The 12,533-nt window shown below is 68.5% G+C and carries 13 protein-coding genes; 4 read left to right on the top strand and 9 right to left on the bottom strand.

Annotated elements, in window-relative coordinates:
- Positions 1-119: 119 nt before the first annotated feature.
- Genes Q664_RS42305 through Q664_RS42290 form a run of 4 tightly spaced genes read right to left on the bottom strand, consistent with a single transcriptional unit; the run spans position 120 to position 3,081 of the window.
- Positions 120-908, bottom strand: coding sequence for an ABC transporter permease (locus Q664_RS42305; protein ID WP_043409911.1), 789 nt, complete (start codon positions 906-908; stop codon positions 120-122).
- Positions 909-912: 4 nt separating this feature from the next.
- Positions 913-1,683, bottom strand: a complete 771-nt coding sequence (locus tag Q664_RS42300; protein WP_043409908.1) for an ABC transporter permease subunit — start codon at positions 1,681-1,683, stop codon at positions 913-915.
- A complete protein-coding gene (locus tag Q664_RS42295) occupies positions 1,680-2,411 on the bottom strand; it encodes an ABC transporter ATP-binding protein (protein ID WP_043409904.1) in 732 nt (243 codons plus the stop codon). Before Q664_RS42295 ends, Q664_RS42300 begins: the two co-directional genes overlap by 4 nt.
- A gap of 4 nt (positions 2,412-2,415) precedes the next feature.
- Entirely contained in the window at positions 2,416-3,081 is a 666-nt protein-coding gene (locus Q664_RS42290; protein ID WP_160174622.1) for a TetR/AcrR family transcriptional regulator, read from the bottom strand.
- 270 nt (positions 3,082-3,351) lie between these two features.
- On the opposite strand from Q664_RS42290, the gene Q664_RS42285 reads away from it, so the two are divergent.
- From Q664_RS42285 to hppD, 4 genes are all read left to right on the top strand, one after another.
- A complete protein-coding gene (locus tag Q664_RS42285; protein WP_043409901.1) occupies positions 3,352-4,665 on the top strand; it encodes a cation:proton antiporter in 1,314 nt (437 codons plus the stop codon).
- A gap of 1 nt (position 4,666) precedes the next feature.
- Positions 4,667-5,605 (top strand): universal stress protein, encoded by a 939-nt coding sequence (locus tag Q664_RS42280; protein ID WP_043409898.1) that lies wholly within the window; start codon positions 4,667-4,669, stop codon positions 5,603-5,605.
- Positions 5,606-5,635: 30 nt separating this feature from the next.
- Positions 5,636-5,770, top strand: a complete 135-nt coding sequence (locus tag Q664_RS58500) for an alpha-hydroxy-acid oxidizing protein (RefSeq protein ID WP_152622648.1) — start codon at positions 5,636-5,638, stop codon at positions 5,768-5,770.
- 84 nt (positions 5,771-5,854) lie between these two features.
- A complete protein-coding gene (gene hppD, locus Q664_RS42275; RefSeq protein WP_043409893.1) occupies positions 5,855-6,946 on the top strand; it encodes a 4-hydroxyphenylpyruvate dioxygenase in 1,092 nt (363 codons plus the stop codon).
- A gap of 23 nt (positions 6,947-6,969) precedes the next feature.
- Here hppD and Q664_RS42270 read toward each other — a convergent pair whose 3' ends face one another.
- The 5 genes from Q664_RS42270 to Q664_RS42250 all read right to left on the bottom strand — a co-directional run bounded on the left by Q664_RS42270 (position 6,970) and on the right by Q664_RS42250 (position 12,428).
- On the bottom strand, positions 6,970-8,292 hold the full coding sequence (locus Q664_RS42270; protein WP_052519353.1) for an aminotransferase-like domain-containing protein: 1,323 nt from the start codon (positions 8,290-8,292) through the stop codon (positions 6,970-6,972).
- Between the two features lie 69 nt (positions 8,293-8,361).
- On the bottom strand, positions 8,362-9,639 hold the full coding sequence (locus Q664_RS42265) for a hemolysin family protein (RefSeq protein WP_043409890.1): 1,278 nt from the start codon (positions 9,637-9,639) through the stop codon (positions 8,362-8,364).
- 73 nt (positions 9,640-9,712) lie between these two features.
- Positions 9,713-10,093, bottom strand: a complete 381-nt coding sequence (locus Q664_RS42260) for a response regulator (protein WP_043409887.1) — start codon at positions 10,091-10,093, stop codon at positions 9,713-9,715.
- A 151-nt stretch (positions 10,094-10,244) separates the two neighbouring features.
- Positions 10,245-11,078, bottom strand: a complete 834-nt coding sequence (locus Q664_RS42255; RefSeq protein ID WP_043409884.1) for a metallophosphoesterase family protein — start codon at positions 11,076-11,078, stop codon at positions 10,245-10,247.
- A gap of 90 nt (positions 11,079-11,168) precedes the next feature.
- A complete protein-coding gene (locus tag Q664_RS42250; RefSeq protein WP_052519351.1) occupies positions 11,169-12,428 on the bottom strand; it encodes a ceramide glucosyltransferase in 1,260 nt (419 codons plus the stop codon).
- Between the last annotated feature and the right edge of the window lie 105 nt (positions 12,429-12,533).

Raw genomic sequence — 12,533 nt, 5'->3', positions numbered from 1 at the left:
TGTCTGATGGAACTTCACCCGCTCAACGAGGGCCCGGGGCGCTACCTGCCGCGCGCCGCACCCGCCTCCATTGGCTCGAACTCTTCGTGAGCGACTGCCGAGGAAGGCGAGATGCCGGCTCAGCGCGGCTCCGCGCGCTCGAACACGCGGGTGCCGATCACGAGCGCCCCGCAGGAGCCCACGAAGGCCACGGCCAGTGAGATGGCCGTGAGGAGCGGCACGGACGCGTCGTACCACAGGAGATTCGGTCCCAGGACGATCAGATCTCGCAGCCGGTCGCGCCCGTCGTACAGATCGGGACGGTAGAGCAGCACGGCGGTCGGGAACATGGGCACGATCCACATCGCGAACGCGATGAGGAGTCCCTGGAACGCGTCACGCACCAGGAGCAGCGGGACAACGAGCACACACAGCAGCAGCACCGCCAGGGCCGTGAAGATGAGCCCGGCGCCCACCGCTCCCGCGACACTCACGTTGGAGCCCTCGCCCGTGTAGGGCCGCACGACGAGCCCCAGGACCAGGGACATCCCCACGCCCACGGCGGAGGAGGCGAGCAGGATGGGGCCCACCCGGGCCATCAGGAAGACACGGCGGGAGACAGGCTTGCTGAGCAGCATCTCGAGGGACCGGTTCTCCCGGGGCTCGACGAGCGCCCGCATCAGCCCCGTGACGCCGCCGAAGAAGGCCAGCATGTAGATGCCAACGTATTCGTTGACCAGGATCACCGCGCCCATTCCACGAATGAGGAACGCGCGCTCCATGAAGGTGATGACCGCGGTGGGAAACAGCGGCATGAACAAGGCCGTGAAGACGACGACGGCGATGCCCACGAGCAGGGACACGAGGGGCAGCCACCCGAGGGCATGGCGGGCCTCGAGGAGGCGGTAGCGACGAAGAGGGGCCTGCATGGCGTCACATCTCCAGATGGCGCACCCGCAGGGCGCCGAGAGCGAGTACAGCCGCGTTCATTCCCAGCAGGAGGGCGATGGGCGTCAGCACGTGCCCCGGGCGCAGGTCGTCCACATGGCCGAGCACGGAGATGCCCTGGGTGAGGGGGTTGAGCTGGGAGATGCCATTCCAGGCCGGGTTGTAGAAGCCGATGAAGGCCATGCCCACCAGCAGGCTGAGCACCATCAGGCTGACGAACCCCGCCAGCGCCCGCCGCTGGATGAGCACGGCCATGAGGGCGCTGAAGCAGACGGCGAAGAACGCGGCGAAGAGGTGCACCGCCATGGAGGCGAAGAAGAGCCCCGCGCGGAACCCCGGCAGGCTCCGGGCCACGAAGGGCGCGGCGGCCAGGTGCGTGCCGATGTAGAGCACCCCCATGACGGCACAGGCCGACAGTGTCCGGGCCAGGAAGTACGCGGCGGGCGAGATGGGCTTGGACAGCAGCACCGCGAGCTGCCCCGTCTCCCGCTCGCGGATGAGCAGGCTGCTCGCGAGCACCACCCCGAGGACGAGGATGCACTTGTTCATCGCCAGGTCCGTCCAGATGAACAGGAAGAGGATGAAGGGATCCGACGTGGAGAACCACCCCTTCAGCGCCGAGAGCACGTGCTCGGGCGGCTTCGCCGCGACGAAGGGCATGGAGATGGCCGCGTAGAGCATCATCCCCGCGGCCAGCCACGTCTTCCGCTCGCCGAGCGTGGCGCGCATGTCGAGCCAGAGGAAGCGCGCCTTCATGCGGCCCTCCGCGCGAGCGACAGGTAGAGCTCGTCCATGTTCGCCGAGCGGTGCTCACTCTTGAGCGCCTCGACAGGGCCGAAGGCGACGAGCTTGCCCTGGTGCAGCGCCGCGACGCGCTGGCAGAGCGTCTCGATGTCCGACAGGATGTGGCTGGAGAAGAGCACGGTGACGCCGCGCTCGGAGGACAGGCGGCGCAGGTGCTCGAGCAGCTCGTAGCGGCCGAGAGGATCCAACCCGGAGGTGGGCTCGTCCAGCAGCAGGATGCGGGGCTCGTTGATGAGGGCCTGGGCGAGCCCCACCTTCTGCGTCATGCCGGTGGAGAAGCCGCCGAGCTTCCGGTCCGCCGCGGCCTCGAGTCCGAAGAGCTGGAGCAGCGACTGGATGCGCGTCTCGGCCACGCCCGGGTCGAGGTCGAACATGGCGGCGACGTAGTGGAGGAACTGGCGCGCCGTCATGTGGGCCGGGAGGGCGTAGCTCGCGGGCAGGAAGCCGCACTGGCGGCGCACCTCGAGGCTCTCGTGTACCACGTCGTGGCCGAGCACCCGGGCACTGCCCGAGGTGGGGCGCGTCAGCCCAAGCAGCATCCGGAGGGTGGTCGTCTTCCCCGCGCCGTTGTGTCCCATGAAGCCAAAAATTTCTCCGGGCTCCACATGGAAGCTCACTCCATCCACGGCCCGTACGGAGCCGTAGACGCGGGTGAGCCGATCGATCTCGATGGCATGCATGGCCTTACCTCTTGGAGCCGCGGCCCGGGCTCTTGGCCTGGGATGGCGGGGTGGGGGCGGGCGCGGAGAGGCCCGCGATGAAGATGTCGATGACGCCATCGAGCAGGCGCTCACGGGAGATGCGGTCTCCCGTGGTGACGAGCCCGGTGTGGTAGTGCAGGAAGCGCATCAGCCCCAGGACGAAGGGCACCGCTTCGATGTCCAGATCGGAGCGGAGCTCGCCCCGCTCGATGCCCTCGCGCACCCAGCCGCGAATCATTTCCAACTGGGCATCCGCCTTGCGCGGGTTGTCTCCGGATTCGGCCAGGGAGCGGAGCACCGCCACCTCGGGATCCTCACGGACGAGCCGCTCGAACAAGGTATCGCGGGAGAGCTCGCGGTAGGAGAAGCGCAGCGTGGCGCGCAACCGCTCGCGGGGCGACTCCAGCGGCAGCACCTCCGCGGCATACCGGCGCCCAATCTCCTCGAACAGGGTGCCGATGACCGCGTGGAGCAGGACTTCCTTGCTCTCGAACTCCAGGTAGACGGCCCCCTTGGCGATCCCCGCCTCGCGGGCGATGTCCTCGATGCGCGTGCGGCGGAAGCCGAAGCGCTCGAAGTGGCTCTTGGCCACCTGGAGGATGCGCTGACGCCGGACCTCGGTGGATGAGCGGCCAGCAGGCGTAGCCACTGGGGGAGAAGACGCTGCCATGAAGACAATATGACCCGTTTTTATTTTTCGGTCAAAGGGTCACGAGCAGCAGGGCCCTCCCGTTCCCGGTGGCACGGGGCACGGGTGTCAGGGGGCCCCAGCCCGCCCGCTCCCTGGATGGACGTGGGGCACAGCCCCTGGATGAAGCGTTCCCCGCCTCGCTGACTGGCGGGGGAGGGAGCGGCAGTTCTGATGCGGGCCGACCCATCCCCTACCTTCATTCAAGAGGGGGGAGAAGGAGGAGCGGTGATGCGCAAAGTCCTCGTTTATTCCGTCCTCCTTCTCGGAGGACTGGTGGCTTCGCAGGCGCTTCCCGCGCTCGGGCCAGGTGTCTACGAGCCGCTGACGCACGTCATCCGGCTGCTCACCATGGTGGGGCTCGCCTTCATCATGATTCACGTGGGGCAGGAGTTCGACCTGGATAAGTCGAACATGCGCCAGTACGGGTGGGACTACGTGGTGGCCGCGACGGCGGCGACCTTTCCGTGGATTTTCGTCACCCTCTACTTCGTCTTCGTCCTGGCTCCCCCCGAGTTCTGGGGACAGTTCGACCTGTGGAAGGAAGCTCTGCTTCAAGGGCGATTCGCCGCGCCAACGAGCGCCGGGGTGCTCTTCTCCATGCTCACCGCCGCGGGCCTGGGCGTGACGTGGATGTTCCGCAAGGCCCGCATCCTCGCCATCTTCGACGACCTGGACACCATCCTGCTCATGGTGCCGCTCACGGTGCTGCTCGTCGGCTTCCGCTGGCAGCTCGGGGGCGTCATCGCGCTCATCGTCCTGCTCCTCTGGGCGGGGTGGAAGTACCTGCACCGCTGGCACATCCCGTACAGCTGGCCTTGGGTGCTCGGCTATTCGGTGCTGCTCGCGCTCGCCTCCGAGGCCATCTACCTTGGGACGGGGTACCTGGACTCCGACGCGGCGGTCCACTTCGAGGTCCTCCTGCCGGCCTTCATCCTGGGCTGCATGATCGCCAATCCCGAGCACGGCCTGCACGAGAAGGACGCGTTGGAGGGGGAGCTCCCTGGACTCGATACGCCGGGCGAGCAGCGTGTCGCCACCCTCATCTCCGGCGGCTTCATGGTTCTCGTGGGGCTGTCGATGCCCGCCCTGGGTGGGGCAGGGGCGGCACCGGAATCCGAGCAGAGCATCAGCGCCGTCGCGGGTGGCAGCCCGGGCTGGGGCCTCATCGCCCTCCATGTGCTGGCGGTGACCCTCCTGTCCAACCTGGGGAAGATGTTTCCGGCGCTGTGCTACCGCCGGGAGGCAAGCCTGCGCGAACGGCTCGCCCTGGCGATTGGTCTCTTTCCACGAGGAGAGGTCGGCGCCGGCGTGCTCGTCGTGTCACTGGGATATGGCATCAACGGCACGGCGACGACCGTGGCCCTGCTGTCCCTGTCCCTCAACCTGTTCCTCACGGGCCTCTTCATTCTGGGCGTGAAGCGGCTACTGGCCGGTCCTCGCCCCACGGCCACTGCCGTGTCTACCCCCCAGGCGCCTCGTCCACCGCGGAGCCGAGCGCCCCGGCCGCCCAGGAACATCTCCGTACGCGAGGGAGGACACTGACATGATGACGCACGAGCCAATGGCGTCCGAGGGCCTCGGGCCAGGAAGGACGGTGGGGTTGAGCCGCGTCCTGGTGGCCACGGATTTCTCCCCCCACGCCTCTTGTGCGCTGGAGCGGGCGCTCCAGCTTCCCCTCCGGGAGGGAGCGGAAATCCTCCTTGTCCACGTGCTCAAAGCCACCGTGGGGGGCCGCGACGAAGAGGAAGAAGCGCTCGCCCGGCATGCCCTCGAGGAGTCGGTGCTCCTCACCCAGGAGGCACGCGCGCGAGTCGTATGCAAGGTGCGTAGCCTGCTGGTGCGGGGCATACCGGCGGAGTCCCTCACCCAGGCGGCGCGGGACTTCGGTGCGGAGTTGGTCGTGCTGGGGAGGCCTCGCCACCCCAGCTCGCTCCTGGCGAGAATGCGGGAGCGGTTGGCCGGAGGGCTCATCGAGAGCATCCCCACCGCGCTCCTCATCGTCGGGCCGCCTCCGGTGTGTCCGTACCAGCGCCCCCTGGTGGCCGTGGACTTCACGGAAGCGTCCCGGCATGCCTTGGAGGCAGTGCTCCACCTGTGCCCCGGTGTGAGCCGCGTGGCCGTGCTGCACGACTACGACACCTCCTACGCGCTCGTCCTCCACCAGTCGGGAGCTCAGCTCTCCCGCATCCTGGAGTACCAGCGCGAAGCCAAGGCACAGGCGCGCGCCGAGTTGCAACGGTTCCTGGCCCCGTACCGTGACGCCGGGGTGTACTTCGACGAGATCGTCCGTTCTGGCGATGCCACCGCCTCCATTCTGGAGATCGCCCAGGAGGAGCAGGCGGACCTGGTGGTTGTTGGAAGGCACCTGCGTTTGGGGCTGAGCCGGATCGTGCGTCCGCACACGGGGCCGCAGGTCGCCAGGGAGAGCACCTGTGACGTGCTCATCTTGGGGCAGGAGGCCCCACACGCCGCTGGAACGTGACCGGCAGTGCACGGGGCGTAAGGGAGAGGCATGGCCATGCCCCTGCTGGTGGCGCCCATGGCCTACCACCACCTGGCCGCTCCGGAGGGCGAGGTGGCGACCGCGCGGGGAGCGGGGGCCGCGGGTGTCCCCCTGGTTCGGATTCCCTTCTCTTCCTGGATGTGAAAAAGTGCAGCCCCTTTACTCTCGCAGTGCGGTTGCGTCGAGGGTTGGCCCGTGTCTCGGCGGCCTCGAGGAAGAGAGCTGAACTTGAACTTCGCTGGGGTCGATCATCTCGAGCTGTATGTGGGCCAGCTGGAGGAGGCGGCGGAGGTGTACTGCGCCGGCTTCGGTTTCCGGGTGACGGGAAGGGCCGGTCCGGAGACGGGGCAGCAGGGCCGCATCAGCCTCCTGCTCAAGCTGGGCCGCATCCGGCTGATTCTCACCCAGTCCCTGGTGGCCACGGATGAGGCCGCGGACTACGTCGCGGTCCACGGGGACGGAGTCAAGGACGTGGCGTTCCGCACGGAGGATGCGGCGGCGGCCTTCCACGAGGCGGTGCGGCGGGGCGCGACACCGGTGCACGAGCCGCGGGTGTACGAGGGTCCTCACGGACGTCTGGTGCGGGCGACGGTGGCCGCCCCGGTGGGTGACCTGGTGCACTCCTTCATCGAGCGCGCGTCGCCCGAGGGGGATTTCTGGCCGGGCCGTTTCCAGCCGGTGGTGGCTCCCGCCTCGGAGCGCGATCTCCTGGCCTCGCTGGACCATCTGGCCCTGTGCCTGATCCCGGGCACGCTCCAGGAGACGGTGGACGCCTATGGGCGGCTGTTCGGCCTGAAGCAGAGCCACGAGGAGAACGTGGCGACGCAGTACGGGGGCATGAACTCCAAGGTGGTGCAGGATGCCTCCGGCGGCGGGGTGTGCTTCGCGCTGATGGAGCCGATGTCCGGCAAGCGCCCGGGGCAGATCGACCACTTCCTGAGCAACCACCGCGGGGCGGGTGTGCAGCACATGGCCTTCCTCACGGAGGACATCCTCGAGGCCGTCCGCGTGCTGCGCGCGCGCCAGATGCCCCTGCTGGACAGCCCCGCCGGCTACTACGAAGCGCTCCCGGCGCGGGTCGGCACGCTGTCCGAGGATCTGGAGCAGCTGCGCGAGAACCATGTGTTGGTGGATCGCGAGGGCAACGCGGGGTACCTGCTGCAGGTCTTCACCCGCTCGGTCCACCCCCGGCGCACGCTCTTCTTCGAGGTCATCCAGCGCAAGTCGGCGCGGGGGTTCGGTACGGCCAACATCCGTGCGCTCTACCAGTCCGTGGAGCAGGAGATGATGCGCAAGGAGCGGAAGGCGAACGTCGGGTAGCTCGCGCCGCCCGGCGGTTCCGGTCACCCCGCCTGGAGCGCTCGCGCGCCGCGCTGCTCCAGCGTCGTCTTGAGCAGCCTGGCCAGGCGGGACACGCCCTCCTCGATTCTCTCCGGTGTGAGGTAGCTGACGGAGAGCCTGAGCTCATGCTCGCCACCGGTGCCGAGGTAGAAGTAGCGCATCGGCGTCCAGATGACCTGGTGGTGCCGCGCGGACTGCTCGAGCAGGGCCTCATCCGCCTCGATGGGGAGCTTCATCACGAGGAAGAAGCCACCGTCCGGGACGTTCCACGTCACGTCGCGTGCCCAGGCCTCGCTTCTCGGGAAGTGGCGCTCCAGGGCCTGGAGCGTCGCGTCCATGTTCTCCTTGTAGAAGCGGATCGCCTCGTGGTTCGCCTCGAGGAGGCTGCAGCCGTTCATCACCAGCATGCCGCCGATGATGGCCTGGCAGATGGCCGACGTGTTCACGGTCAGCAGGCTCTTGATCTTCGAGAACTCCTCGGCCAGCAGGTGCGGCTCGTTCGTCGGGCCGAGCACCCGTTGATCCGCCACCGCGTAGCCCACGCGCAGGCCCGGGAAGGCGGATTTCGAGAACGAGCCCAGGTAGATGACCTGTCCCCGGTCATCCATCGACTTGAGGGTGGGTTTGCGGGGGCCCTCCCGGTAGAAGAACCCATAGGGGTTGTCCTCGAGGATGAGCATGTCGGCGCGCGCGGCGATCTCCAGCAGGCGCTTGCGCGAGGGCTCCGGGAGGCTTCGTCCGGACGGGTTGGCGAAGTCCGCCACGAGGTAGAGCGCCCGCGGCCGCTTCCCTTGCGCCTTGAGCGTTTCCACCGTGCGCTCGAGCTCGTGCAGATCCAGCCCCTCCTCGCGCTCGGCCACCGGGACGATCTCGATGTCCAGGAGCCTGGCCGCGCCGGTGATGCCGATGTAGCAAGGCATGCCCACCAGCAGGACATCGGTGTCCTTCGAGAACAGCGCGCGCAAGGAGATGAACATCCCCTCCTGGCAGCCGGCGGTGACGACGATGGACTCGGGGGCGACGCGGATTCCCTCGTCCTTCTCCAGCATCCGCGCGATCAGCCCGTGGATGTGTCCGTTGGTCCGGCCGTATTGGAACAGGTTGGTGCGGATCTGCGCCTCGGTGAAACCCCGCTCCTGGCCGAGATGACGGACGTACGCGTCGAGGTACGTCGTGAGCTGCTGGGGATCATAGAACTTCTCGTGGGGCCTGCCGGGCGCGAACGAGATGGCCTCCGGGTAGCGGAGCGCGATCTCGTTCAAGAAGTTCATGACGTCCAGGATCGGATCCGTCAGGGAAGGGTGCAGGGCGTCTTGGAGCAGCATGGCGGTGACCCACGATAGGCGAGGTGTCCCGGCGGGTGCCACGGCCCCCGCTCCAACCGTCTCCGTTCTTCAGTCCTTGGATGCTTCCTGGGGGGGCAGGTGGATGCGCACCGTGCGCACCCGGCGGGGGCTCGAGTCCAGCACCTCCAGCACCGTGCCGTCCTCCAGCGTCAGCTTCGTTCCCGGCTCGGGGATGGTTCCGGCCTCGGCCGAGCACAGGCCTCCCACCGTGGACCAGCCCTGGCCCTCTTCCAGCTCGAGCCCCAGGGCCCGGTTGACGTCCCGGATGGCCGCCGTGCCCTGCACCACCACCGTGGTGGGGCTCTCGTGCTTGAGGAGCTCCTCGGGCTTCTCGAACTCGCTGGCGATCTCTCCCACCAGCTCCTCGACCATGTCCTCCACCGTCACCAGTCCCGCCACCCCTCCGCGCTCGTCCACCACGATGGCCAGCTGCATCCGCCGCTGCTGCAGCTCCTTCAGCGCGTCGATGGCCCGCATCGACTCGAAGGCGAACCAGGCCGGCCTCATCACGTCCTCGAGCACGATGAGCGGGCCCTCCCACGCGATGCCCAGCAGATCCTTCGCGATGACGTAGCCCACGATGTTGTCGAGCGAGCCCTCGTACACCGGCATCCGCGAGTGCCCGTGCTCCAGCAGCACCTGTTTGATCTCCTCCGCGCTCGAGTGCCGGCGCAGCGCCACCATGCGGCTGCGCGGCACCATCACCGCCGACAGCGGGATGTTGCCGAGATCGAAGGCCCGCGAGGCGATCTCCCCGGCCCGGGGATCCAACGAGCCCGACTTCGCCGCTTCCTCCACCAGCTGCTGCAGCTCGTCCGGGGACAGGCGCGACTCGGTGAAGTTGGTCTTGTCTCCGAAGAAGCGCAGGATGAGGTTGGAGCTGGCGGTGAGGAACCACACCAGCGGCTGCACCAGCCAGGAGATTCCCCGGAGCGGGCGGGCGATGAACAGCGCGTACCCCTCGGAGAAGCGCAGGGCCAGGGACTTGGGCACCAGCTCGCCCAGCACGAGCGACAGATAGGACACCAGCCCCACCACGCCCGCGAAGGCCACGCTCTCGGCCGTCTCCGCCGCCAACCCCAGCTGCTTGAGCGGTTCCACCAGCCGCTGGGCGATGGAGGCTCCACCGAAGGCCGCCGCGGTGGCGCCCACCACGGTGATGCCGATCTGCACCGTGGCCAGGAAGCGCTCGGGGTTGTCCCGCAGGGCCTGCACCGCCTGGGCGCCGCGGTTGCCCTCGTCAAGGAGCTCGCTCAGGCGCGTCTTGCGCACCGACAACAACGCGAGCTCCGCCCCGGCGAAGATGCCGTTGGCGAGGATCAGCACCAGGATGATGGCGAATTCGAGGGCGATGGCCGTTCAACCTCCGGGCATCGAGCTATAGCAGCAGGGGGCGGCCTCAGGCGTCCAAAGATTGGAGCAGCAAGGAGAGTTGATCCCGGCTGGCGCCCTTGGGGAGGTAGTAGTGGGGCCCGGTGCGGAGGGCGCCGCCCACCTCATGGGCCGCCGCGGCGGTGAGGAACACCACCCGGGGCGGGCTGCCGTTGCGAGGCATCCGCTCCAGCACCTCGAAGCCGTTCATGCCGGGCATGTTCAAATCCAGGAGCATCACGCCGTAGCGCTGCTGGGAGAGGGAGTCGAGTGCCTCCTGGCCGTTGGCGGCCTCGATGGCCTCGTAGCCGAGATCCTCGAGACACAGCCGGAGGAACTCCCGCCAGTCCGCGTCGTCGTCAACGACCAGCACCTTGCGTCCGTCGTCTTCGGATGCCCTTCGACCCAAGTCTCCTCCCGGTACGTGAGGACAACCCGCCGGCGGCAACGTGGCATTCGCGGAGGGAAGAAGGCCGGCCGGAGAGCAGGGGAGGAGGCAGCCGGGCAGCGCTCCTTCGAGCGGTCCTTCGAAGGTGCTCCAAAGGTGTCTCAAAGGTAGTTCAGAGGAGGGACACCGTCAGCTGGCTGGCCAGGTATTGCAGGGCGGGCATGACGTTGGGGGCCGAGCGCTTGCGCACCGGGGGCAGCGCCGAGCCCTGCCAGACGGGCTCGCCCACCAGCCGGCCGGCCGCGTGCTGGAAGAGGCGGAAGCGGCCGAGCTCGATGGAGCTGCCCGAGTTGTAGATGCGCAGCCCGCGGCCCCGGGTGGGGCCCAGGTCGAACTCGCGGGGCACGTGCCGGTGCCCGTGGAGGATCAGATCGCACCGGCCCTGGACGCGGCGGACGAGCTCGGCGCCCAGCGCCAGCTCCGAGGCGTGGGGCCAGCCCATGCGCGTGGCGAAGCGCTCCGGGAGGCTCTCCTCGGGCAGGGGCAGCACGTGGTGGTGCAGCAGCACGGCGGTGAGCGCGCCGGTGGGAGCGGCGCTCAGGGCCGCGTCCACCTCGTCCAGCACGGCCCGGGTCAGCTCGCCATGGCAGGCGAAGTAGTTGCGGTTGTGCGGGCCCGTGGAGTCCACGCAGACGAGGAAGAGGCCCTCGTGCTGCTCCACCCGCACCTTCTGGCCGTTCATCCACTGGCCTCCGGCGTCCTCGCCGGTGCGGTCATGGTTGCCGGGGATGAAGGTGAGCCGGCCGGCGTCGAGCAGCGGTGCGAAGAGCTCCCGGAAGCGCCGGTACTCGCTCCGGCTGCCCTGGTGGGTGAGGTCTCCCGTCACCACCACGTGGTCCACGCGCTCGGCGAGGAGGGCCTCCACGAGCGCGGAGGCCGTCGCGTCGCTCTCGCGGGAGAGGTCCAGATGCAGGTCCGACAGATGTGCCAGTGTCCGGATGAGCATGGGTACGCTTCAAGTACCCATGCGCTGAAACACCGGAATGGCCCCCCGGTGAACCTTCTGGGAGGGCCCGGTGACTTCGCGGTGAACCCGTCAGCCGACGAGCAGTTCCTTGGAGTCGGCCTCGGAGTCGGCCTCGGGCTTGGCGCCGGCAACCTCCTCGGGGGTGGGCAGCGGCTGCACCGGGGTGCCCGCGGGCGGAATCAGCTTGGAGCCGGCCATCACGCGCAGCTTGTTGCCGCGCCAGTCCACCGAGCGGGCGAACAGTCCGTTCACCCAGGCCACGAAGAGCAGCACGTCCTTGAGCAGCACCGCCGGCACCGTCATGGAGGGCATGGGCTGCCCGGGTCGCAGCACCCGGAAGACGGTCACGTCGTGGATGAGCTTGGCCGCCGTCACACCCGTCACCACCGCGAGCGCCCGGAGCGAGGGCTCGAACACGGCGCCCAGCAGGGCCCACGGCATGGGGTTGAGCAGCGACTGCGACAGGTACACCGGCGTGGGGATGCAGGAGTGGTGGATGATGCACCAGCGGATGTAGCGCTTGAAGAAGGCCGAGACGCTCTTCTTCTGCGACACGTTGTACACGGGGGCCCGTGCCACCACGGCGCGCTTGCCCAGGCCGCGCGTCACCCACCGGCCGATGACGAAGTCCTCGGCCAACACGTTGCGCACCGAGTAGAAGCCGCCCAGCGCCTCCAGCACCTCGCGGCGCAGCGCCATGGACTTGCCCACGACGATGTCCTGGTTCGCGGCCTGCTTCGCGGCGATCTGCCCCGCGCCCGTGGTGGTGCACTGGTACAGGTTGTCCATCAGCGAGCCCAGCGACTGCTCGCCAATGCCGCTCACGGGGTGGGAGATACAGCCCACCTCCGGGTCCTCGAAGGTGCGGGAGATTTCATGCAGGTAGTCCGGCTCCACGCGCGTGTTGGAGTCGCTGATGAGCAGGATGTCGTACCGGGCCGCGCCCGCCAGGGTGATGAGCTGATTCACCTTGGGGTTGAGGCCGGGCTCGCCGTGCTGCAGCTCCAGGCGCATGACCTTGGGCCAGCGCGCCACGGCCGCCTGGGCTACCTGATAGGCCGGGTCCCGGGTGTCCTTCACGCCGAGGATCACCTCGTAGACCGGGTAGCCGAGCGTGGCGAAGCACGCCAGGTTGGCCTCCAGATCGTCATCCACGCCGCACAGGGGCTTGAGGATGGAGATGCCCGCCGGAGGCGCGCCGCTGGACACCGGAGCGGGGGCTCGGGACAAGCTCCACTGCCGGCGCAGCACGAAGAAGAGTTGGACGCCGAGGACGAAGGCTCCAATGCCGGCGAAGGTGAGCAGGGTGAGGCTGAGCGCGTGGTTCATGGGCGCGGGCTGTCTCCTGAAGCGGGGGACGCTTTCGGCCGCGCATCCTACCCGCTGCGTTCCCGAAGCCCAAAGTCCCGGTGTGACGCTTGCCTGTCCGCTAGG

This window comes from Archangium violaceum Cb vi76 (assembly GCF_000733295.1).
Lineage (GTDB): Bacteria > Myxococcota > Myxococcia > Myxococcales > Myxococcaceae > Archangium > Archangium violaceum.
The sequence above is the reverse complement of the archived record's forward strand: the minus strand, read 5'-3'. Positions and strand labels throughout refer to the sequence as shown.

Bases quoted from the DNA above. Each gene is read 5' to 3' on its own strand.
- Q664_RS42305 (WP_043409911.1), bottom strand. From the start codon at position 908: ATGCAGGCCCCTCTTCGTCGCTACCGCCTCCTCGAGGCCCGCCATGCC.
- Q664_RS42300 (WP_043409908.1), bottom strand. From the start codon at position 1,683: ATGAAGGCGCGCTTCCTCTGGCTCGACATGCGCGCCACGCTCGGCGAG.
- Q664_RS42295 (WP_043409904.1), bottom strand. From the start codon at position 2,411: ATGCATGCCATCGAGATCGATCGGCTCACCCGCGTCTACGGCTCCGTA.
- Q664_RS42285 (WP_043409901.1), top strand. From the start codon at position 3,352: ATGCGCAAAGTCCTCGTTTATTCCGTCCTCCTTCTCGGAGGACTGGTG.
- Q664_RS42280 (WP_043409898.1), top strand. From the start codon at position 4,667: ATGATGACGCACGAGCCAATGGCGTCCGAGGGCCTCGGGCCAGGAAGG.
- Q664_RS58500 (WP_152622648.1), top strand. From the start codon at position 5,636: ATGGCCATGCCCCTGCTGGTGGCGCCCATGGCCTACCACCACCTGGCC.
- Q664_RS42270 (WP_052519353.1), bottom strand. From the start codon at position 8,292: ATGCTGCTCCAAGACGCCCTGCACCCTTCCCTGACGGATCCGATCCTG.
- Q664_RS42255 (WP_043409884.1), bottom strand. From the start codon at position 11,078: ATGCTCATCCGGACACTGGCACATCTGTCGGACCTGCATCTGGACCTC.
- Q664_RS42250 (WP_052519351.1), bottom strand. From the start codon at position 12,428: ATGAACCACGCGCTCAGCCTCACCCTGCTCACCTTCGCCGGCATTGGA.